Raw genomic sequence first — 18,849 nt, forward strand, 5'->3', positions numbered from 1 at the left:
CGCTTGCGGCAGGGCCCGGGGAGAGACGACATGGATATCAGCCTGATCCGAACCTTCCTTGAGGTCGCAGCCACCGGGTCTTTCGTGAACGCAAGCGAACGCCTGTTCGTCACGCAATCTGCAGTGAGCTTGCGTATCCAGCGGTTGGAGGACTCGCTGGGTAAGGTGCTGTTCACCCGCTCCAAGGCGGGCGCAGAGTTGACGTCTGCGGGCCGCGAGTTTGAGCGATACGCCCTCTCGCTCATCAAGATCTGGGAGGAGGCGCGGCAGCAGATCGGGATGCCGGAGGGCTACACCAAATCCCTGACCATTGGTGCGCAATACTCGCTTTGGCCACGCCTTGGTTTTCGCTGGATGGACAGGATGCAGGCCGGGATGCCTGAGCTGAACCTGAGGGGCGAATTGGGAATGCCGGACAGGCTGACACGCTTTCTCATCGAAGGTGTGGTGCAGGCGGCGTTGATGTACACCCCTCAACTGCGCCCCGGCCTTACGGCCCGGCAGGTGATGGAGGAAGAACTGGTTCTGGTCGCCTCATGGGAGGCGGAGCTGAAGGATATCGCCTCCGACTACGTCTTCGTGGACTGGGGCCCGGAGTTTCTTCACGCGCACGCAACCGAACTGCCAGAATTGACCAATTCCGGCCTCACCCTCGCGCTCGGGGCAATGGCTGCCGATTACATCGCCCAGCGACGCAAGGCGGCTTACCTGCCCGCCCGCTACGTGAAGCGCTATCTCGATGAGAAGCGGCTGCACCTTGTTCCGAACGCGCCGATCTTTCCCTATCCGGTCTGGTCGATCTGGCGGGATGATCTGGATGAGGAGGTGCGGGAGGTTGCGGAAGCGGCACTTGTTGCAACGGCGACACAGCTGGACGCCGATCAAGAGGCCGTCCTCGAGGCCCTGGCCGAAGCGAATGGCGGTGAAACCGTGGAAATCCTAGGAAATCATTGAAGATTTTATATCGTGAGCAAAACTGCTTTTATCCGTGATTATTTAGAATTTCACTCACGATAAACCCTTTCCTATCTACCGGCTCAGCAGAGATGCTCCTGCCCGCTCCGGGTGGGGATCATGAACCCTGGAAAGGAAAACCCATGGAAAAAGCAACAAAACTTGGCGCTGGCATCGTCACCCTTGTTGCGGCGCTGTCCGCGACTTCCGCGATTGCCCAGGACATCGTGGGCGGCACCTCCGTTGCCGCCGAGCGCAATGAAGATCTCATCGAAGCCATCGAGGATGACGCCGAGCGCGACCTCGACCGCTTTGGCAACGAAGGCCGCCCCCAAGGGTTTGCCGGCTCCTTCGCGCTGCGCGGCATCGCGTCGTCGGGCAACACCGAGAGCTTCGACCTCGGCATCGGCACCGACCTCGGCTACGTCTGGGGCCAGAACGGCATCGAGCTGAACCTCAGCTATGCCTACGGCGAAGACAAGGGCGTGAAATCGGAAGAGAGCCTCTTCTACGGCCTCGAGTACACCCGTGACTTCAACCCCGATCTCTATGGCTTTGCCAAAGTGCAGGGCTCGGTTGACGAATTCTCGTCTTACAAGACCGACACCTTTGCCAGTTTCGGCGTTGGCTACCGGATCCTCAACGACGAGACCAAGCAGTGGTCGGTTCAGGCCGGTCCGGGTTACCGTTTTGCCGAGCTGAACGACATCGCCGCCGGCGAAGTGGACGAAGTGGCATGGGGCGTGTCCTCGGACTACGCGCACAAGCTGAGCGACACCGTTTACCTGACCATGGATACCGATGTGATCTCGTCGGACTCCGATACCGTGGTCTACAACGACCTCGCGCTGAGCGTGGCGGTGTCGAAAGCTCTGGCCCTGCGGACCTCGGTGCTGACCGAGTACCACAGCGACCCGCTGCCGGGCTTCAAGGACACCGACAACACCTTCGGTGTGAGCCTGGTGTACTCGTTCAACTGAGCCACGATTTCCCTCGTGACGAAGATAGAAGAGGGCGGAGAAATCCGCCCTCTTATTGCGTCAGTACTTGTATTGAATGCGTGCGGCCCTAGTCGAACGTCCCCGAGACCTTGCCGAGCAGCATGAAGGCTCGGGCGGTTCGGGTCTCGCTGACAGCGATGATCTCGGTGTCGGAGGCGGTTTCGGAGAAGGCGGCGAAGGTCTGGTCGAACTTGCGCAGGAAATGGTGGACCGCGTCGCGGAAGATCGGATCGGCGCGCATGCGGCCGGAGGTGAGGGCGAGGCAGGAGCGGTCGCGGACGCCGTCCATCCCGGCGATCTCCTCGCCGCGGCGGCCCTGCCCGAATTTGCGCCACACCGCCGGGCGGGCGGGTGCGGGCGACAGGTCATCCATGTAGATCCCATCTTCGGAGAGCAGGGTGAGCACATCCTGCGCCGAATGCACGAGGCCCGAGATCGTTGGGTCACGCAGCGCCTTGCGGAGGGCCGCGAAGCCGGCCTTGTCCTTCTCGTTCTCGGGGAAGTTGAGCGCGCGGGTGAACTCCTCGACCGAGATCGGCGCGGCGCCGGTGACGGCCGGGGTGCCGAGGTCGAAGGCGGGCTGGGCCTCTGCCTCGGGGACGGGCTCGGGGCGCGAGAGGGCGGGTTTGCCCGGCAGCGGCACCTCGGCGGCGAGCCCGGCGCGGGATGCGATGCGCGAGAGCGCGGCCTCGGCGTTGCGCTGGGCCGTCACCAGCTCTTCGAGCTTGCGCTCGACGGCACTGGCACGCGGGTCAGTCCGCTCGCCCGAGGCGCTGCTGACGTAGCTGGAGCGCAGAGCATCCACCGCCGCTGTCAGCCGGGCGCTTTCTTCGCGCATGATCTTGCTGCTCTTGGCCGCCGAGACGCCGATCCAGATCAGCGCCACGGGCATGAAGATGGCAAAGAGGGTCATCACGAAGATGATCGGGTCGAAGCCTTCGTCGCCGCCCGGCACCAGCAGGAAGAAGCTGCCGACCAGCAGGCCCCAGAGCAGGGTCAGGCCGATGCCGATAAACTCGGCGGAGCCGAAGCCGCGCGCGGGCTCGGAGGCGGCGCCCTGGGCGCTGCGCATGGGGGCGGGTTCGAGCCGCACAGGCTGCTGCGTCATGCTGCTGTTCTCGGCCTCGCTCACCCCCCGCAGGCTCCCGTCAGACGTATTTGATGCTCAGGACTTCGTAGCTCTTTTCGCCGCCCGGCGTGCGCACCTCGACAGAGTCGCCCTCGTCCTTGCCGATCAGGGCGCGGGCGATGGGAGACTTGATGTTGAGCAGGCCGCGCTCGATGTCGGCCTCGTGCTCGCCGACGATCTGCCAGCTCTTCTCCTCGTCGGTGTCCTCATCGACCACCGTGACCGTCGCGCCGAACTTGATGGAGCCCGAAAGCTTGGCCGGGTCGATCACCTCGGCGAGCGAGAGCACGCCCTCGATCTCCTTGATCCGGCCTTCGATGAAGCTCTGCTTCTCCTTGGCGGAGTGATACTCGGCGTTTTCGCTCAGATCGCCATGCTCACGGGCCTCGGCGATTGCCTTGATGATCGCCGGCCGCTCAACGCTCTTGAGCTGCTTCAGTTCGGTGTCGAGCGCGGTATGGCCCGCGCGGGTCATCGGTATTTTATCCATCGCGGTGGTGGAACTTTCACTGGGAGAAAGGGCAACACTCAGGCTCTTAACTCAATCAGCGAAGGGAAAGTCAATAGTCCGGAAAGGGTTGCAGGGCTAGGGTGGCGGAAAACGGTCGCGGGGCGGAGGTGGTGACACCGGGCGCAATCGCGCGGCGGAACGAGGGGCAGAAACAGGCGGGCAGTTCATGCGCAACTTCCTGAGATTCGTGGCGATCTACTTTCTGGCGGGCATCGCCTTTGTCGCCCTCGTGCGCGACGATCCGGTGGCGCTGATCGGCGGCCTCGTGGCCGCTCTTCCGGCGACGGCGATCTATTTCATGCAGAAGGGCTGGTGGCTGATCGCTGGCGTCGTGGCGCTCTTCTTCGTGCTGCCGCGGGGCGAGGTGATGGCCCGGCTGCCGAGGGCCTTTCTAGTGCTCATGGTCTGCAACCTGTTCTTCCTGACCTTCACCATGGTCAAGACCTCCCTGCCCTATGCCATGCCGTTCTGGGCCGATCCGCCACTTGCCGCGCTGGACCGGGCGCTGCACCTCGGCGTGGACCCCTACGTGCTGACTCATGCCATCGGCGCGTGGATTCCGCCCGCTGCTGCGGTGGCGATCTACATGGGAGCGTGGATCGTGCCGGCGATGTACCTGCCGGTGATCCTCGTGCTCTTTGACGGTGACCGCGCCCGGGTGGGCCGGTTTCTTCTGCTATACGCGGTGGGCTGGGCCCTTCTCGGCTCGGTTCTGGCGCTGGGCGGCCTTTCCGCTGGGCCGATCTACTATGACAGGCTCTTGGGCGGCGACCGCTTTGCCGGGCTGATCGAGGCGCTCGCGGCCAGCGGTATCTCGGCCAGCATGACCGGGCAGGTGCAGGATTTCCTATGGGGCGTCTATGCCAGCGGGGCGCAGGGCGTGGGTTCGGGCATTTCGGCTTTTCCCAGTGTGCACGTGGGCATGGCCTGCGTCGTCTCGCTCTACCTCTACGAACGCGCCCGCTGGCTGGCGCCGCTCTCGGTGGCGATCACCGGGGTCTTCCTGTTTCTGTCGGTGCATTTGGGCTGGCACTATGCGGTGGATGGTTATGCCTCGATTGCCGTGATCCTCGCCACCTGGGCAGTGGCGCGGCGCAGACAATCAGCGCGGCCTGCCCCGGAATTGGCCGATTTGAGCCCCGAAACCATCTGATTTTGCAGGCACCAAGTCTGGAAGGATGACGCCCGGGAACCGGGTGACTGGGGCTATCGAGGGGTTTGGCCATGTTTGGCAACGCGATTGCACATCTGCGCAAGGGGGCCGACGAGCCCTTTGCCGCGAGCGAGATTTCGTGGTTTCTGCGCTTTGCCTTCATCTACATGATCCTGTCGGGCATCGTCGTCAGCTTCGGGGTGGACCTGCTCTCTGCAGCGACCCCGGCGGTGGGCGGCGGGCAGAAGTTCTTCTACTTCATCCGCGATGTGCTGCTTGGCATCTTCCCGGTGGTCATTGGCCTCTTTTTCCTGATCGGTTGGCAGCGCATCCGGTTGCGCGGCGCGGCGCTGCTGAAGGTCTTCATCGCTTGCGTGCTCATGCAGTCGGGCTTCACGATGATGAAGAGCGCCTTCCCGATGCTGATGCCCTTCTACGCCGATCCTTTCCTTGCCGATCTCGACGAGGCGATCCACGGCGGTGTGCCGTGGGAGTGGACCCATGCGCTGATCGGCATGGGCGAGGGTCAGAAGCTGTTTCTGGCCTACACCAAGATCTGGGGCGTCTGGGCGCTGCTCTTCCCCTTCCTGCTGGTGCTGGTCGACAGTGACAAGGCGCGGGTTAAGCGTTTCTTGATCTTGTTTCTCGTGGCATGGGTCTTCATCGGCAACGTGCTGGCGCTCTCCGGCCTCTCGGTTGGTCCGATCTTTTATGACCGGCTACTCGGCGGCGAGCGGTTTGGCGGGCTGATAACCGTGCTGAACAATGGCGGCATCGAGCACACCACGATCGGGATGACGCAGGATGCCCTGTGGCAGCTCTACTCCAAGGGCAAGAACTTCATCGGACCGGGCATCTCGGCCTTCCCGAGCGTGCATGTGGCTGTGGCCTCGGTGGCGGCGCTCTACCTCGCGGAGCGCAGCCGGTGGCTGGCGCTGCCGGGGTTTCTCTACCTCGCGCTGGTAATGTTCCTCTCGGTCTACACCGGCTACCACTACGCGGTAGATGGCTACGTTTCGATGGCGGTCGTGGGGCTGGTCTGGGCGGTGCTGAAGCGCCGCGCAATGGCGCGCGACGCAGCCCCGGCCGGAGCGATGACCCCGGCCGAGTAAGAGGCACCCACAGCCGGGCGCCCATGGGTGCGGCCTGCGTTCAGAGCAGCGCGCCACCGGAGGCCTCGATCCGCTGGCCGGTGATCCAGTTGGTCTTGCCAGCGAGCAGGGCAGCCACCGCGCCGCCGATGTCATCGGGCAGACCGGCCCGGCCCATGGCCGAAATCTCCGCCATCCGCGCGTTCATCTCCGGGTCGTCCCGCACGATGCCACCGCCGAAGTCGGTTTCGATTGCGCCAGGGGCTAGCGTGTTGACGGCGATGCCGCGCGGGCCGAACTCGCGGGCCATGTAGTGGGTCATCACCTCCACCGCGCCCTTGGCCGTCGCATAGGCGGCAAAGCCCGGGTAGCTGAACCGGGTGAGGCCGGAGGAGACGTTGAGCACCTGCCCACCATCGGCGAGCAGCGGCAGCAGCGCTTGGGTTAAGAAGAATGGACCTTTGACGTGGACCTGCATCATGGCGTCGAAATCGGCCTCCGAGGTTTGCTCGAAGGTCGCGTGGGCGCCATAGCCTGCGTTGTTGACCAGTGCGTGCAGGTGCTCTCCGCCCAATTCGGCGAGGGTTTCCGGCAGGGTGGCAGCGAAGTCGCCAAAGCTGGCGGTGTCTTCCGTATCCAGCTTGAGCGCGGCGGCCTGCACCCCCGCGGCGCTGGCCTCGGCCAGTGCTTCTTCGGCGGCCTCGGCGTTGGAATGGTAAGTGATGATGGGAGAGACCCCGGCGCGGGCGAGGTTGGTGGCCATGGCGCGGCCAAGGCCCCGGCTGCCGCCGGTGATGAGAGCGATGCGGGTCATGTGGGAACTCCTTGTTTGATCCGATAGGCGTTGATCTGGGCCACGTCGGGTCGGGTGGCCTGCCGCATTCGCCGCCGGACTTGCCTATTCCTCCGCAACCCGCGCACGGCCTCTTTTGACTTGGCCGCCCATCGGCGCATCTTCGGGTCATGGAGATGCCGATGATCGACCGTGCGCTGATTGCCGAACTGCGTGACCATGCCGACCGCGAGAACACAGGCCGGGAACTGGCCGCCACCCCGGTGGAAGGCCTGAGCGTGATGCGCCGACGGGTGGCCACCCCAGTGGAGCCGGTAGTGTACGAGCCGGTGCTCTGCCTCGTGATGGAGGGGGTGAAGGAGGTCTGGCATGGCGATCGGCCACTGCGGTTTGCCGCCGGGCAAAGCTCTGTCATCAGCTTTCACCTGCCCACGCAGGCGCGGATTCTGGAAGCGCCCTACACCTCTCTGGGCCTGCGGATCGATCCGCCGCTGCTGCACGAGATCGCCGCAGAGATCGACGGGGCGGACGAGGGCGCTGTGGGGCCCGTGATCAGCACCGGCGAGGCGGATGAGGCGGTGCTCGGCGCGATGTCCCGGCTTTTCCGGCTGAAAAACACGCCGGCCGCCATTCCGCAGCTCGCTCCGCTGATCAAGCGGGAGCTGCATTACTGGTTGCTGAACTCCTGCCACGGCCCGGCGCTGCGTGAGCTGGCCCGGCCTGCCTCTCATGCTGCCCGCATCGCCCGCGCCACGGCGGAGATCCGGCGCACCTATGATGCCCAGCTCAGGGTGCCCGAGCTGGCACGGGGCGCAGGCATGTCGGAGACCACTTTCCATGCGCAGTTCAAGGCGCTGACCGGCACCACCCCGCTGCAATTTCAGAAAAAGATGCGCCTGATGGAGGCGCGGCGGCTGATCGAGGCCGGGGGGCAGGGTGTGAGCCAGGCTGCCTTTGCGGTGGGCTACGAGAGCCCCACCCAGTTCAGCCGCGAGTTCAGCCGGATGTTCGGCTGCGCGCCGAGCCGGCTCAAGCCCGAGGCGGCAAGCGCCTGAGGGATTTCCTGTCTTGACCGGGCCGGGTGCGCCTGCCAGCCTCCGCCGCGTTGAAACAAGTCATTAGACCGGAGACATTGCCATGACGCGCGCCCTCCAGCGGATTGCCGCTGCCGTTGCCCTTTCTGCCAGCCTCGCCCTGCCCGCCGCGGCCAACCTGCCCTCAGGCGGGCTTGGCGGCTTCAGCCTCAGCCCCGATGGTGCCACCCTGCTGGCGGGCGGAGACAACCGTGTGATCTACGTGATCGACGCTTCCACCTTCGAGGTGAAGGACCGGATCTGGAGCCCGGCGATGCCTGTGTGGATGGATCACTCCGCCGATGGCAGCCTCGTCTACGTGCTCGACAGCGATGACATGCTGACCGCCTATGCCGCCGCCGATATGAGCAAGAAGTGGGAGATCCAGCGCGTGCGTGACATGGCCTTCCGGCCCGAGGCGCAGCGGATCGTGATCTGGAAGGGCAGCTCCGGCGGCAGCGAGATTGCGGTGATCGACGCGGCGACCGGCGCACAGACCAAGACGGTGAGCACGCCCGAGGGCTTCCCGATCGACAGCGCGGGGCTGAGCGATGACGGCACGATGCTCTACGCGATCACCCGGCAGGAGAAGACCGAAGACGAGACCAAGGAGCAGCCTTCCAACGACCTGAAGGGGCTCGACAAGGAGATCTTCCGAAAGAAGCACGATGCCTACGCCGCGAAGCTGCTGAAGATCGACCTCGAGGCCGGCACATTCGATTCCACGACGAGCTGGTACAGCGCCTCGAACTTCGATGACATCCGGGGCGTGGGCGATCAGGTGTTTTACCTCAAGCCGGGCAGCGACCCGATGGTGACGGATGCCGCGGGCGAGGTGACCATGCTCGACCTGCAACGCACCAATGCCGATTACGCCGAAATCAGCCCCGACGGCTCCGAGATCGTGGCGGGTGACGGCGGCAAGGTGAGCTTCATCCCGGTCGGGGGCGGCGCGCCGCTCACTTTGGGGGTGGAGGACCTTCCCGGCTGGTTCGAGAAGACCCAAGGGTTCGAATACCTGCCTGACGGCAAGGTGATCGCCGTGACCGATGGCTGGCGGATCGTGGTGATCGACCGCGCGGCGGGCAGCGCGACGGCCTACCCGGTGTATTGAGCGGGGCAGTTCGGGGTCAGTGAGCGGGGTGGGCAGTTTGCCCACCCTCCGAGCCGGTGATGCCCCGAGCGGCACTGCCGGCCTTGAAATCGCCACGTGAAGCCCGTAAGTGGCCCCGAACGAACACCCGAGGAAAGAGCACCCATCATGGCCCGCGCCAATCCGCTTCAGTTCATCCAGCAGGTCCGCACCGAGGTGGGCAAGGTCGTCTGGCCGACCCGCCGCGAGGTGGTGCTGACGACCGTCATGGTCTTCATCATGGCGATCCTCACGGGCGTCTTCTTCTTCCTCGTCGACTGGCTGATCCGCACCGGCTTGACCCAGATCCTCGGCCTGTTCGGCTGAGGCCGGAGGGCGGGTGCGCCATCAATGCGCACCCTACGGACTTGAAATCGGAAGGCGGGGAGAGTATCCCGCCAGCAATCCCCGAAAACATGGCGCGCCCGAATCGACGGCGCGCCCGTTTTTTATCGGGGAGTCGGATTGACGCGCCCCGAGGGGGGCCAGAGACAAGCAGGTTTGACATGGCAAAGCGGTGGTATTCGGTGGCGGTTCTCTCGAACTTCGAGAAGAAGGTGGCCGAGCAGATCCGGACGGATGCGGAGGCTGCCGGCCTCACCGAGGAGATCGAAGAGGTTCTGGTGCCGACCGAAGAGGTCATCGAGGTGCGCCGGGGCAAGAAGGTGACCGCTGAGCGGCGCTTCATGCCGGGCTACGTGCTGGTTCGGATGGACATGAGCGATGCGGGCTATCACCTGATCACCTCGATCAACCGCGTCACCGGCTTCTTGGGGCCGCAGGGCCGCCCGATGCCGATGCGCGATGCCGAGGTTCAGGCGATCCTTGGCCGGGTCGAAGAGGGCGAGGCCGCGCCGCGCAGCCTGATCACCTTCGAGGTCGGCGAGAATGTGAACGTGACCGACGGGCCTTTCGAGGGCTTCAGCGGCAACGTGGAGGAGGTCGACGACGAGGGCCAGCGCCTGAAGGTCACGGTGTCGATCTTTGGCCGTGCCACTCCGGTCGAACTGGAGTTCACGCAGGTCTCCAAGCAGGTGTGACGCGAAACATGTCGGTGGGCTGATTGCCCACCCTGCGGGGCCGCTCCGGTTGGGGCGGCCTTTTGCGTTGAGGGCTTACACCGCCCGATCTTGCTGGTAGAGGCCGGCAAAATAGACCCGCATGTTGGGCCACCAGAAGGCCTCCTCTTCCCATGTCGGCAGAGGGTCGTCGCTGAATTCGTCGATATAGGCATGGCCCACCCTAGGGTCCGGCCCGGCGCGGTAATCGAGCAGCATGGCCTCGCTCTGATGATAGCCGATGGCGATGAGGCGCGGATCGATGGGCGAGAGGTCCAGCTCCGGGCGGTCAGGGGCCATCAGATCGCGCAGCGGAGCGACTTCTTGCAGGGGCAGACTCTCAGAACGGCTGATGAGGGCAAGCGGCTCGGTATCGCGCGGGTCCTCCGGGTCGCCCCAGTGCAGAGTGTTGTTCCAGCCGCCGTTGAAGTGGCGGTAGATGACGCGCCACGGCTGCGGGAGCGCCACGCCGAGGCGGGCTTCTTCGGCGGCGATCTCAGTCTCTGAGAGACGCCCTTCAGGATGTACGCCCACCGGGCGCAGCCGTACGCCCTGCTTCCTCAGTGCCGGGTCTGTCTCTTCTTCAAAAACCTGGTGCTCGCTGAGATGCCAGAGAAAGAGGCCTTCAGGCGTGACCTCCGAAGTGGGCTGGCGCAGCCGCTTCCGGTCGCGGCTGTCCATCTGGATCTCATCCTGCTCAGGGATCAGCGCCAGTGTTTCGGTCAGCAGGCAGGCGTCTTCGGCAGAAAGCTTGTCAATCATGCGCGGAATGGGCCTGCTGCTACGGGCAGGAGCAAGCCCTGATCTGCAGCGCTTGAGGGAAACCTCAGGCGCGGGCCGGATCGGCCCGCGAAATGGCTGCGAAGCCGCCGTAGCTGGTGCCACGCACGGTTTTGCGGATCACCCGTTCGGCGCGCACAGGGTCGGAGACGGAAAAGCTGATCCAGAGTGCGCCCGGCTCGTCGCTGCTGGGCATCTCCTGCGTGCCGGTGGAATGGCCGAGGTCCGCCATCTCCAGAGAGGCCTCGATCAGCACCATTGCCTCTTCGCAAAACTCGTGGGGCGTGGTGCGGCCGGGGGTGGCGTGGCGAATGTCATCCAGCCGGTAGCTGACGGCAAGCCATGTGCCCGCGGGCGGATGTGCCTCGGTCTCGGTGTGGATCATGTCCCCGGCTCCACTGAAGTGTTTGTTCCCTCATTAACCACAATACGACCGGGTCCGGCGGGTTCGGGGCCGATTTGTGGCTTTGTTGCGGCGCGTGCTGTGCCGTGGCGTCATCTGAGGTTGAGTGGCGGCGCTGTGGATCGCCCCCGTCACAGGGGTTTGACGCAGGGCGCGAAAGGCCCTATGCAGCGGCTTCCTTCGTCCCCCGTCATCCCGGCGGGGCCGAATCGCGTGGGAGGGGCGGCGCTCGCGGGTGCCAAGCCAGACCACGTCAACATGAAGGCAGCCCATCGCGTTGGGTGGCCGTTGAGCAAAGGAGGCCCTTATGGCCAAGAAGATTGCCGGCACCATGAAGCTTCAGGTGCCCGCCGGACAAGCAAACCCCTCTCCGCCGGTCGGTCCGGCGCTGGGTCAGCGCGGCATCAACATCATGGAATTCTGCAAGGCGTTCAACGCCAAGACGCAGGAGATGGAGCCGGGTGCGCCCTGCCCGACCGTGATCACCTACTACCAAGACAAATCCTTCTCGATGGATATCAAGACGCCCCCCGCGTCTTACTACCTGAAGAAGGCCGCCAAGGTGAAATCCGGGGCCAACACCCCGTCGCGCCAGACCGTGGGTTCCGTTACCGTCAAGCAGGTGCGCGAGATCGCCGAAGCCAAGATGAAGGATCTGAACGCGACCGATATCGAGGCCGCGATGAAGATCATCGTCGGTTCCGCGAACTCCATGGGCATCGAGGTGAAGTAAGATGGCAAAACTCGGAAAACGCACCCGCGCCGCCCGTGAGGCCTTTGAAGGCAAGCACGACCTCAGCGTGGAAGAGGCCGTCGCCCTCGTGAAGGGCAACGCCAGCGCCAAGTTCGACGAGACCGTCGAGATCGCAATGAACCTCGGCGTCGACCCGCGCCACGCCGACCAGATGGTCCGCGGCAAGGTTTCGCTGCCGAACGGCACCGGTAAGGAGGTCCGCGTGGCCGTCTTCGCCCGTGGCGAAAAGGCTGATGAGGCCAAGGCAGCCGGTGCCGACGTTGTGGGCGCCGAAGACCTGATGGAAACCGTTCAGGGCGGCAAGATCGACTTCGACCGCTGCATCGCCACCCCCGACATGATGCCGATCGTCGGCCGTCTGGGTAAGGTGCTTGGCCCGCGCAACCTGATGCCGAACCCCAAGGTCGGCACCGTCACGATGGACGTGAAGGAAGCCGTGGAAGCCGCCAAGGGCGGTGAGGTCCAGTTCAAGGCCGAGAAGGCTGGCGTGGTTCACGCCGGGATCGGCAAGGCCTCGTTCGACGAAGCCAAGCTGATCGAGAACGTCCGCGCTTTCGTGGATGCGGTCTCCAAAGCCAAGCCGACCGGCGCCAAGGGCACCTACATGAAGAAGATCGCGATCTCTTCGACCATGGGCCCGGGCGTAAGCATCGAAGTGGACAACGCGCTGGGCAACTGAGCCCGGACAGCGAAAGAATTGAGAGGGGCGGGCCGATTGGCTCGCCCTTTTTCGTTTGTGGCGCCGTAGTATGCGTCGATTTAGAGGCGAAAGCCGCCCCGGTGGCGTGGCCGCTCTTGATTCCGCACCGCATCCCGCCGATCTTCGGATCACCGGCTAAAACGCGGCCGGGGTGCCGGAAAGAGGACCGCTATGGCTGACGCATCCTATGGCTGGGGGCTGGTGAGCAACCCCGAAGACCGCGACGCCTTCGAGAGCGCGATCCGGGGGCTGCACGGAGAGCTTGCCAACCTCGGCGCACATGGCGCCATCGATGGCTCGACCCGGGCGCTCTACGACCGTCAGGTTCGGGCGATGGCCGAGGAGTTGCGGCGCAAGGCCACGATGGGCGAGATCACCTGGCGGCAGGCGGCGACAGAGGCCAACACCGTGCGCAACACGGTCATGGACTCCCTGCGCGGCCGATCAACCCCGCTTGGGCGGGCGCTGGCGGAATCGTTGAAGAGCCAGGGCAAGACCCTCAACGAGATGATCGCCCGCAAGACCCTGCAACTTTTCGGCCCCAATGCCAACTTCAACGCGCTTTCAACGGCGCAGCAGAACCAGGTCTATGCCGCGATCGTGGAATCTGCGGGCAAGTCCAACCCGGCGATCACCGCGCGGATGCGCACTGTCTCGCGCGCCGGGCGCGGGCTGCTGGTGCTATCGCTTGCGGTGTCCGTCTATGTGGTGGCCACTGCGGAGGACAAAGGCGAGGCTTTGGTCCACGAGGGCGCCGTCACTGGCGCCGGGATTGGCGGGGGAATTGTCGGCGGTGCGGCGGCTGGGCTGGCCTGCGGGCCGGGCGCCCCGGTTTGCGTGGCGGTCGGGGCCTTCGTGGGCGGCGCACTGGCTGCCATCGGGGTCGATTACTTCTTCTTCTGAATGGAGCCGCTTGGTGACCTCCGGCTGGAGCCACTGCCCGGCGAGATGCCTCGTGCTTTGGCGCGGCGCGGCGCGGAATGCTGGGAGGTGGCAGGGGTGATCGCGGAGGCTGCTTGGGCGGTGGACGATGCAACACTGCTGCTCGCAAGCACCGACGATATCCCGCAGGAGGACGCGCTGCATCTGTCGCTGCTGGAGCCCAGCGGCACCGTGGAGTCGGTGACCCTCGGCGCGGCCTACACGACCGGCAATTTTCGCGTGCTGGAAGCCTCGGGCAACCGCCTGGTGTTCGAGTTCTTCGGCGGGGCTCCGTGGTGCCTGACGGTGCTGCCGGCGCCGGTCTGGCGCTGGCCACTCAGCGACCCACGCGGGGTTTCGCGCACGGGCGGCTGGAAGAGCCGCTTGCGGATTGCCGTCCTCCCGCGCCCGGGGGCTTGAGCGGGCTCGCCGTTGATCCTTTGCCTGCCGGGTGAGGTGCATCGCAGCGCAATGACACCCCACCCGCCATCCCTCGGGCTGCGGCAAAAGCGGCGCTTTTCTTTCGCCGTGCCCTACGGCATTGATCCGCCATGACCCGCGCCTTTCGCCAGACCGTGATTGCCTGGGCCGCCGCATTTATGCTGGCGGTCTTTGGCGCGGTCTCTGCGCATCACATGGGCCCGCCCTCCGAAGAGGCTTTGGCCGCCGCCGAGCTGCGCGATCTGGGCATCACCGCGGACGACCTTTGCGGCGATCTGGATGCCGCAGGAGGCTACCACTGCCCGTTCTGTAACAAGGTGCCGACCGCACCCGTGCTGGCCGCGCCCGATCGTGGCGAACGGATCGCGTGGGTGGTTCCCGAAGCGCGCGGCGCCGATCTGCTGCGCGGGCCGCAGCACATTGCCTCTCACGTCACCACGCGCGGGCCACCGCACCTCTCCTGAGCTTTCCGAACGACTGACACACATGGCGCGAGGATGTCCCCCGCGCCCGGATTCTCATGGAGACTGACATGTTCAAACACATCACGCTGGCCGCGTTCGGCCTTGGCCTGCTTGCCGGAGCGGCGCAGGCACACGCCACACTCGAGCAGAAGGAGGCCGCTGTAGGCGCGACCACAAAGATCACCCTGCGGGTGCCGCATGGCTGCGCTGGCGAAGCGACCCATACGGTGCGGATCGAGATCCCCGAGGGGGTTTACGCGGTGAAGCCGATGCCCAAGGCGGGCTGGGAGCTGAGCACCGAGGTCGGGGCTTACGAACTGCCCTACGACAACCACGGCACGGAGATGACCGAGGGGGTGCGCGCGGTCATCTGGTCCGGCGGCAATCTCGAGGATGGCTGGTACGACGAGTTCACGCTTCGCGGCGCAGTCGGCGAGCAGTTTGCCGGTGGAGAGGTGCTCTACTTCCCTGCCGTTCAGACCTGCGCCAACGGCGTGGCCGACTGGACCGACACCACCGGCTCGCATGATGTGCCCAACCCCGCCCCGAAGCTGACGCTGGTGGCCGGGGACGGCGGCGAGCACGCTCATACGGGCCACGGCATGGCGGAGAAGGTGACGCTCGGAGCGCTGGAGATCACCGCGCCAGCCGCCGCCGCGACCCTGCCCAACCAACCGGTCGCCGGGGGTTTTCTGACCATCACCAACACCGGCAGCGAGGATGACGTGCTGGTTGGCGCGACTTCTGCCGCCGCAGGCCGGATGGAAGTGCACGAGATGGCCATGGAGGGCGACGTGATGAAGATGCGCGAGCTGGCCGAGGGGCTGCCAATCCCGGCCGGGGCGACGGTGGAGCTGAAGCCGGGTGGCTATCACATCATGTTCATGGATCTGGCCGGGCCGATGGAGGCGGGTACGAGCGCCGACGTGGAGCTCGAGTTTAAGAACGCCGGAAAGGTGCTGGTGAGCTTCCCGATCAAGCCGCGCGACGAGATAGGTGCGGGCGGGCACGATCACTCCGGCCACGGGCACAACTGATGACCGGGCGGACAATGACCGCCATCATCGCGGGAGGGCTGGCTGCGCCGGCCCTCCTTGCGGTGGCATGGTTCACGCTTCTGGCCCCCAAGCTGGACGAAGAAGCGGCGATCGACCTCGGGCATGGCGACTACGCGCTGCAGGGCACAGATGGGCAGCCCTTTACCGAAGACACGTTGCGCGGCGCGCCCACGGCGGTGTTCTTCGGCTTTGCCCATTGCCCCGAGGTCTGCCCGACCACGCTGGGCGACATCGACCTGTGGCAGGCCGAGCTGGTGGAGGCGGGCGAGGCCCCGCTGCGCACCTATTTCGTGACCGTGGACCCGGAGCGCGACACGGTAGAGATGATCGGCGACTACGTGGGCTGGGTGCCTGGCGTGGTCGGAGTCTCGGGCACGCGCGAAGAGATCGACAAGGCGATCCGCGCCTTCCGGGTCTTTGCCGCGAAGGTGCCGCTGGAGGGCGGAGACTACACGATGGACCACTCGGCCTTCGTGCTGCTCTTCGACGACCGGGGCAACTTCTTCGAGCCGATCCGCTACCAGGAGGAGTTGGAGAGCGCGATGGCCAAGATCCGGCGGGTCATGGCGATGTAACTCACGTGGCGGCGGGTGGCGTGAGCGTGCCTCTTACCCGCCGCTCAGTTTTTTCAGGCGGTGGTGGCGATGCCGAGAGGCTGGAACTGGCCGGGGCTCTCAGCGAGGCGCCGCGCCCATTGTCCGGTTTTCCCGAAGGGCCGCGCGGGGGCAGGTTGCGCGGGCAGGATGGCCGAGAGGCGCAGTTTCTGGAACGGGCTCAGCCCTTCGAGCGCGACCGCGCCGGGGTAGAAGCTCTCGACAGCGACGCCTTCAGCGAAAACAATCTCGTGACGGTCCATCACCACGTTCAGGTAGGTCACGCGGCCTGATGCCGGGGCGCTGTGCACACCGGAACTGCCGAGCAAGGCCTTGGCGGCCACAAGGCTTTGTCCTGCGCTCGTTTCGAGCAGGCGGTGCTGGGGAGAGCAGGCGAGGCGGCACTCGGGCAAGCCGGGCGCGAGGCTTCCGGCCGGGATCAACACAGGCGCAGCGCTAGGACCGGCCTCTTCGAGTGAGATCGACCGGCTGAGGAGCATCCGCAGCGGGCGTGGGCCGTGGTCGAGCGTCAGGATCAGCTCGCCGGGCCGCAGGCTTTCAATCGCACGGGGGCCGGAAGCGGTGGCGATGCGGGTGCCGGGCAAGAAGCAGGCCGGAGTCAGCGCGTTGTAGGCGTCCTCGAACTCCAGCTTGCCATTGTCGTTGCCCTGCGCCGGGTCGCCATTCTGTCCGCTTCCGGGATAGACGAGCGTGGTGGGCGTGGTGGGCAGGCCGCCGTTGATGTCGAACAGCACCTTTTTGCTGCCGCCGGTGAGGATGATGTACTCATCGCCATCGGCGAGACCCTGATACATGTCGCCCTGAGCGTTCAGGTTGTTCATCCCCGGAACCACCTGCCAGCCGCCATTGCCGGTTGCCGCGTCGCCGTCATTGTCCTTGCTGGGGTCGTAGGCCTCGATCCGCCAGCCCTGACCGTTGGAGAAGCTGGTGGCGCTCCCGTTGACGTTTTGCACCCAGACAAGGCGATAGAGATCGGAGGAGGTGCCGAGGGCAGCGGTGCCGGGGAGCGACAGGGCGAAGTTTGCATCGCCCTGATTCCCAGTCAACACAGGGTTGCCGGAGATCGCGGCGAGCATGTCGCCGGTGACGATGATCGGGTCGATATACCCGGTGGGCATGGCTTTGCGCCTTCGCTGCTCGCACGGACGCAACAAGGGGGAGGGCGCCGGTGTGTGCGGAGGGTTAACGCGGCATTAAGGAAAATTTGTGGCGCGTTTTAAGGGCTCGCGCTTGTGTGATAGAGTGACTGATAAGTGTCAGCCGCAAGCGGACAGCCTCCGGACGCTGCCCGCGCGACGGACCACGAAGCTCCGCCCCGCACAGAAAATCGCGGCGTCGTGAGGCTCAGGCCCTTGCCCTCGCGGCGCGCGCCGACTAAACCGCCCCCTGCAAGCCAGCGTGCGATTCGTCGTGCGCTGTTTTGCGTTTCGTCCAAGACGGTGGGTGGCGCTCATCCGAACGCCTTAATTTCCTGCCTGAGACGGGTCAGAACATGTTTTCCCGCGAGGCTTCTCTCGGGCGAACTTGGCTTCAGCCCCGTAATACGGACCTGAGTGTTGGCCTCGGCCAGCAAAAATGAGCCGGGCGGGGAATGAACCTGCCCAAATTGGAGTGAAACTGTGGATAGAGCCCAGAAAGAGAAAGTGGTCGAGGAACTCGGCCAGATTTTCGAAAGCTCTGGCGTCGTTGTGGTCTCCCACTACGAGGGTCTCACGGTTGCCGAGATGCAGGACCTGCGCGCGCAAATGCGTGAAGCTGGCGGGTCGGTCCGCGTCGCCAAGAACAGGCTCGCCAAGATCGCCCTGGAAGGGAAGCCTTGCGCCAGCATCGCCGATCTTCTGACGGGTATGACCGTTCTCACCTATTCCGAAGACCCCGTGGCTGCGGCCAAGGTCGTGGATAAGTTCGCCAAGGATAACTCGAAGCTCGAGATCCTCGGCGGTGCGATGGGTGAGACCGCTCTGGACGTCGCTGGTGTGAAAGCCGTCGCCGCCATGCCGTCCCGCGAGGAGCTCATTGCTTCCATCGTGGGCTGCATCGGTGCGCCTGCTTCCAACATCGCCGGCGCCATTGGCGCACCTGCTTCGAATATCGCGTCCATCCTTTCGACCATCGAAGAGAAGGCCGCGTAAGGCAACGAATGAGAGCCGCGCAGGGGTTGATTACCTCGCGTTGGAACACATCTAGACAGACGGAAAGCGAAAAATGGCTGATCTGAAAAAACTTGCTGAAGAGATCGTGGGTCTGACCCTTCTCGAAGCCCAAGAACTGAAAACCATCCTCAAGGACGAGTACGGCATCGAGCCCGCCGCCGGCGGCGCTGTGATGATGGCTGGTCCGGCTGGCGACGCCGGTGGCGCCGCTGCTGAAGAGAAAACCGAGTTCGACGTGATCCTGAAGGCCGCTGGTGCCCAGAAGATCAACGTCATCAAAGAAGTCCGCGCCATCACCGGCCTGGGCCTCAAAGAAGCCAAGGAACTGGTCGAAGCCGGCGGCAAAGCCGTCAAGGAAGGCGTCGACAAGGCCGAAGCCGAAGACATCAAGGGCAAGCTCGAAGCCGCTGGCGCCGAGGTGGAGCTCAAGTGATCGGACGCCGCCCCGCGCGGGTGGCCCGATAGAGAATTGGCTGGATCCGGGCAAAATCCGGGTCCAGCCGAATGCGTCTCGGCAAGCCCCTTTGCGAAGGGTCTTTCCAAGGCGCGTTCGAATGGATCGGGCGCGTGCCGGTGGGACGGCACGCAGGTATGGATCCCGGACGCACCTTCATTCGTGAGCCGACCTCCCGGTGCCCCGGCGGGATGTGCGCGGCGACAGACGAA

At 65.0% G+C, this 18,849-nt stretch carries 23 protein-coding genes; 17 read left to right on the forward strand and 6 right to left on the reverse strand.

Annotation, left to right across the window (positions count from 1 at the left end; translation table 11 throughout):
• The first annotated feature begins 30 nt into the window (after window positions 1-30).
• Together KUV38_RS18145 and KUV38_RS18150 are read left to right on the forward strand one after the other, a co-directional pair.
• Window positions 31-954 (forward strand): LysR family transcriptional regulator, encoded by a 924-nt coding sequence (locus KUV38_RS18145; protein WP_222471594.1) that lies wholly within the window; start codon window positions 31-33, stop codon window positions 952-954.
• A gap of 143 nt (window positions 955-1,097) precedes the next feature.
• Window positions 1,098-1,934: a YdiY family protein gene (locus KUV38_RS18150; protein ID WP_222471595.1), complete on the forward strand. Its 837-nt coding sequence runs from the start codon at window positions 1,098-1,100 to the stop codon at window positions 1,932-1,934.
• Between the two features lie 88 nt (window positions 1,935-2,022).
• On the opposite strand, the gene KUV38_RS18155 is transcribed toward KUV38_RS18150, so the two are convergent.
• Both KUV38_RS18155 and greA read right to left on the reverse strand, forming a co-directional pair.
• Complete coding sequence (locus KUV38_RS18155; protein WP_261385426.1) at window positions 2,023-3,027, reverse strand: hypothetical protein; 1,005 nt, start codon at window positions 3,025-3,027, stop codon at window positions 2,023-2,025.
• A gap of 76 nt (window positions 3,028-3,103) precedes the next feature.
• Complete coding sequence (gene greA / locus KUV38_RS18160; RefSeq protein WP_222471597.1) at window positions 3,104-3,574, reverse strand: transcription elongation factor GreA; 471 nt, start codon at window positions 3,572-3,574, stop codon at window positions 3,104-3,106.
• Window positions 3,575-3,761: 187 nt separating this feature from the next.
• Between greA and KUV38_RS18165 the strand changes: the two genes are divergently transcribed.
• Together KUV38_RS18165 and KUV38_RS18170 are read left to right on the forward strand one after the other, a co-directional pair.
• A complete protein-coding gene (locus KUV38_RS18165) occupies window positions 3,762-4,748 on the forward strand; it encodes a phosphatase PAP2 family protein (RefSeq protein WP_222471598.1) in 987 nt (328 codons plus the stop codon).
• Window positions 4,749-4,819: 71 nt separating this feature from the next.
• Window positions 4,820-5,860 (forward strand): phosphatase PAP2 family protein, encoded by a 1,041-nt coding sequence (locus tag KUV38_RS18170; protein WP_222471599.1) that lies wholly within the window; start codon window positions 4,820-4,822, stop codon window positions 5,858-5,860.
• 40 nt (window positions 5,861-5,900) lie between these two features.
• Here the strand turns inward: KUV38_RS18170 and KUV38_RS18175 are convergent, their stop codons facing one another.
• The gene (locus KUV38_RS18175) at window positions 5,901-6,653 is read right to left on the reverse strand and encodes an SDR family NAD(P)-dependent oxidoreductase (protein WP_222471600.1); all 753 of its coding nucleotides are present in this window, start codon (window positions 6,651-6,653) and stop codon (window positions 5,901-5,903) included.
• 149 nt (window positions 6,654-6,802) lie between these two features.
• Between KUV38_RS18175 and KUV38_RS18180 the strand changes: the two genes are divergently transcribed.
• The 4 genes from KUV38_RS18180 to nusG all read left to right on the forward strand — a co-directional run bounded on the left by KUV38_RS18180 (window position 6,803) and on the right by nusG (window position 9,877).
• Window positions 6,803-7,687: an AraC family transcriptional regulator gene (locus tag KUV38_RS18180; protein ID WP_222471601.1), complete on the forward strand. Its 885-nt coding sequence runs from the start codon at window positions 6,803-6,805 to the stop codon at window positions 7,685-7,687.
• A gap of 82 nt (window positions 7,688-7,769) precedes the next feature.
• Window positions 7,770-8,819, forward strand: a complete 1,050-nt coding sequence (locus KUV38_RS18185; RefSeq protein WP_222471602.1) for a YncE family protein — start codon at window positions 7,770-7,772, stop codon at window positions 8,817-8,819.
• Between the two features lie 147 nt (window positions 8,820-8,966).
• Window positions 8,967-9,164 (forward strand): preprotein translocase subunit SecE, encoded by a 198-nt coding sequence (gene secE / locus KUV38_RS18190; protein WP_222471603.1) that lies wholly within the window; start codon window positions 8,967-8,969, stop codon window positions 9,162-9,164.
• 179 nt (window positions 9,165-9,343) lie between these two features.
• Window positions 9,344-9,877, forward strand: a complete 534-nt coding sequence (nusG, locus tag KUV38_RS18195; RefSeq protein WP_222471604.1) for a transcription termination/antitermination protein NusG — start codon at window positions 9,344-9,346, stop codon at window positions 9,875-9,877.
• 75 nt (window positions 9,878-9,952) lie between these two features.
• On the opposite strand, the gene KUV38_RS18200 is transcribed toward nusG, so the two are convergent.
• Both KUV38_RS18200 and KUV38_RS18205 read right to left on the reverse strand, forming a co-directional pair.
• Window positions 9,953-10,657 carry an SMI1/KNR4 family protein gene (locus KUV38_RS18200; protein WP_222471605.1) on the reverse strand — a complete coding sequence of 235 codons (705 nt, stop codon included), beginning with the start codon at window positions 10,655-10,657 and terminating at the stop codon, window positions 9,953-9,955.
• Window positions 10,658-10,721: 64 nt separating this feature from the next.
• On the reverse strand, window positions 10,722-11,060 hold the full coding sequence (locus KUV38_RS18205) for a hypothetical protein (protein WP_222471606.1): 339 nt from the start codon (window positions 11,058-11,060) through the stop codon (window positions 10,722-10,724).
• A 325-nt stretch (window positions 11,061-11,385) separates the two neighbouring features.
• On the opposite strand from KUV38_RS18205, the gene rplK reads away from it, so the two are divergent.
• From rplK to KUV38_RS18240, 7 genes are all read left to right on the forward strand, one after another.
• Window positions 11,386-11,811, forward strand: coding sequence for a 50S ribosomal protein L11 (gene rplK, locus KUV38_RS18210; RefSeq protein ID WP_213546650.1), 426 nt, complete (start codon window positions 11,386-11,388; stop codon window positions 11,809-11,811).
• 1 nt (window position 11,812) lies between these two features.
• Window positions 11,813-12,511 (forward strand): 50S ribosomal protein L1, encoded by a 699-nt coding sequence (gene rplA / locus KUV38_RS18215; RefSeq protein ID WP_222471607.1) that lies wholly within the window; start codon window positions 11,813-11,815, stop codon window positions 12,509-12,511.
• A gap of 192 nt (window positions 12,512-12,703) precedes the next feature.
• On the forward strand, window positions 12,704-13,435 hold the full coding sequence (locus tag KUV38_RS18220) for a hypothetical protein (RefSeq protein WP_222471608.1): 732 nt from the start codon (window positions 12,704-12,706) through the stop codon (window positions 13,433-13,435).
• Complete coding sequence (locus KUV38_RS18225) at window positions 13,436-13,873, forward strand: hypothetical protein (protein WP_222471609.1); 438 nt, start codon at window positions 13,436-13,438, stop codon at window positions 13,871-13,873. It begins immediately after the preceding gene.
• 131 nt (window positions 13,874-14,004) lie between these two features.
• Window positions 14,005-14,358 (forward strand): hypothetical protein, encoded by a 354-nt coding sequence (locus KUV38_RS18230; RefSeq protein ID WP_222471610.1) that lies wholly within the window; start codon window positions 14,005-14,007, stop codon window positions 14,356-14,358.
• A gap of 68 nt (window positions 14,359-14,426) precedes the next feature.
• Window positions 14,427-15,395: a DUF1775 domain-containing protein gene (locus KUV38_RS18235; protein WP_222471611.1), complete on the forward strand. Its 969-nt coding sequence runs from the start codon at window positions 14,427-14,429 to the stop codon at window positions 15,393-15,395.
• Window positions 15,395-15,991 carry an SCO family protein gene (locus KUV38_RS18240; protein WP_222471612.1) on the forward strand — a complete coding sequence of 199 codons (597 nt, stop codon included), beginning with the start codon at window positions 15,395-15,397 and terminating at the stop codon, window positions 15,989-15,991. The genes KUV38_RS18235 and KUV38_RS18240 overlap by 1 nt, the downstream gene beginning before the upstream one ends.
• A 53-nt stretch (window positions 15,992-16,044) precedes the next feature.
• Here KUV38_RS18240 and KUV38_RS18245 read toward each other — a convergent pair whose 3' ends face one another.
• Window positions 16,045-17,148 carry a Hint domain-containing protein gene (locus KUV38_RS18245; RefSeq protein WP_222471613.1) on the reverse strand — a complete coding sequence of 368 codons (1,104 nt, stop codon included), beginning with the start codon at window positions 17,146-17,148 and terminating at the stop codon, window positions 16,045-16,047.
• Window positions 17,149-17,649: 501 nt separating this feature from the next.
• Here KUV38_RS18245 and rplJ point away from each other — a divergent pair.
• Both rplJ and rplL read left to right on the forward strand, forming a co-directional pair.
• A complete protein-coding gene (gene rplJ / locus KUV38_RS18250; protein WP_222471614.1) occupies window positions 17,650-18,162 on the forward strand; it encodes a 50S ribosomal protein L10 in 513 nt (170 codons plus the stop codon).
• A gap of 73 nt (window positions 18,163-18,235) precedes the next feature.
• The gene (rplL, locus tag KUV38_RS18255) at window positions 18,236-18,616 is read left to right on the forward strand and encodes a 50S ribosomal protein L7/L12 (RefSeq protein ID WP_222471615.1); all 381 of its coding nucleotides are present in this window, start codon (window positions 18,236-18,238) and stop codon (window positions 18,614-18,616) included.
• Window positions 18,617-18,849 lie beyond the last annotated feature (233 nt).

Origin of the sequence: Vannielia litorea (genome assembly GCF_019801175.1) — a bacterium.
GTDB classification, from domain to species: Bacteria; Pseudomonadota; Alphaproteobacteria; order Rhodobacterales; family Rhodobacteraceae; genus Vannielia; species Vannielia litorea_B.

Coding starts and splice junctions, on each gene's coding strand:
- KUV38_RS18165 (WP_222471598.1), top strand. CDS start 3,762: ATGCGCAACTTCCTGAGATTCGTGGCGATCTACTTTCTGGCGGGCATC.
- KUV38_RS18205 (WP_222471606.1), bottom strand. CDS start 11,060: ATGATCCACACCGAGACCGAGGCACATCCGCCCGCGGGCACATGGCTT.
- rplA (WP_222471607.1), top strand. CDS start 11,813: ATGGCAAAACTCGGAAAACGCACCCGCGCCGCCCGTGAGGCCTTTGAA.
- KUV38_RS18150 (WP_222471595.1), top strand. CDS start 1,098: ATGGAAAAAGCAACAAAACTTGGCGCTGGCATCGTCACCCTTGTTGCG.
- KUV38_RS18240 (WP_222471612.1), top strand. CDS start 15,395: ATGACCGGGCGGACAATGACCGCCATCATCGCGGGAGGGCTGGCTGCG.
- KUV38_RS18180 (WP_222471601.1), top strand. CDS start 6,803: ATGGAGATGCCGATGATCGACCGTGCGCTGATTGCCGAACTGCGTGAC.
- KUV38_RS18185 (WP_222471602.1), top strand. CDS start 7,770: ATGACGCGCGCCCTCCAGCGGATTGCCGCTGCCGTTGCCCTTTCTGCC.
- secE (WP_222471603.1), top strand. CDS start 8,967: ATGGCCCGCGCCAATCCGCTTCAGTTCATCCAGCAGGTCCGCACCGAG.
- greA (WP_222471597.1), bottom strand. CDS start 3,574: ATGGATAAAATACCGATGACCCGCGCGGGCCATACCGCGCTCGACACC.
- KUV38_RS18170 (WP_222471599.1), top strand. CDS start 4,820: ATGTTTGGCAACGCGATTGCACATCTGCGCAAGGGGGCCGACGAGCCC.
- KUV38_RS18155 (WP_261385426.1), bottom strand. CDS start 3,027: ATGCGCAGCGCCCAGGGCGCCGCCTCCGAGCCCGCGCGCGGCTTCGGC.
- KUV38_RS18225 (WP_222471609.1), top strand. CDS start 13,436: ATGGAGCCGCTTGGTGACCTCCGGCTGGAGCCACTGCCCGGCGAGATG.
- KUV38_RS18235 (WP_222471611.1), top strand. CDS start 14,427: ATGTTCAAACACATCACGCTGGCCGCGTTCGGCCTTGGCCTGCTTGCC.
- KUV38_RS18200 (WP_222471605.1), bottom strand. CDS start 10,657: ATGATTGACAAGCTTTCTGCCGAAGACGCCTGCCTGCTGACCGAAACA.
- KUV38_RS18145 (WP_222471594.1), top strand. CDS start 31: ATGGATATCAGCCTGATCCGAACCTTCCTTGAGGTCGCAGCCACCGGG.
- rplK (WP_213546650.1), top strand. CDS start 11,386: ATGGCCAAGAAGATTGCCGGCACCATGAAGCTTCAGGTGCCCGCCGGA.
- rplL (WP_222471615.1), top strand. CDS start 18,236: ATGGCTGATCTGAAAAAACTTGCTGAAGAGATCGTGGGTCTGACCCTT.
- KUV38_RS18175 (WP_222471600.1), bottom strand. CDS start 6,653: ATGACCCGCATCGCTCTCATCACCGGCGGCAGCCGGGGCCTTGGCCGC.
- KUV38_RS18245 (WP_222471613.1), bottom strand. CDS start 17,148: ATGCCCACCGGGTATATCGACCCGATCATCGTCACCGGCGACATGCTC.
- KUV38_RS18230 (WP_222471610.1), top strand. CDS start 14,005: ATGACCCGCGCCTTTCGCCAGACCGTGATTGCCTGGGCCGCCGCATTT.
- KUV38_RS18220 (WP_222471608.1), top strand. CDS start 12,704: ATGGCTGACGCATCCTATGGCTGGGGGCTGGTGAGCAACCCCGAAGAC.
- nusG (WP_222471604.1), top strand. CDS start 9,344: ATGGCAAAGCGGTGGTATTCGGTGGCGGTTCTCTCGAACTTCGAGAAG.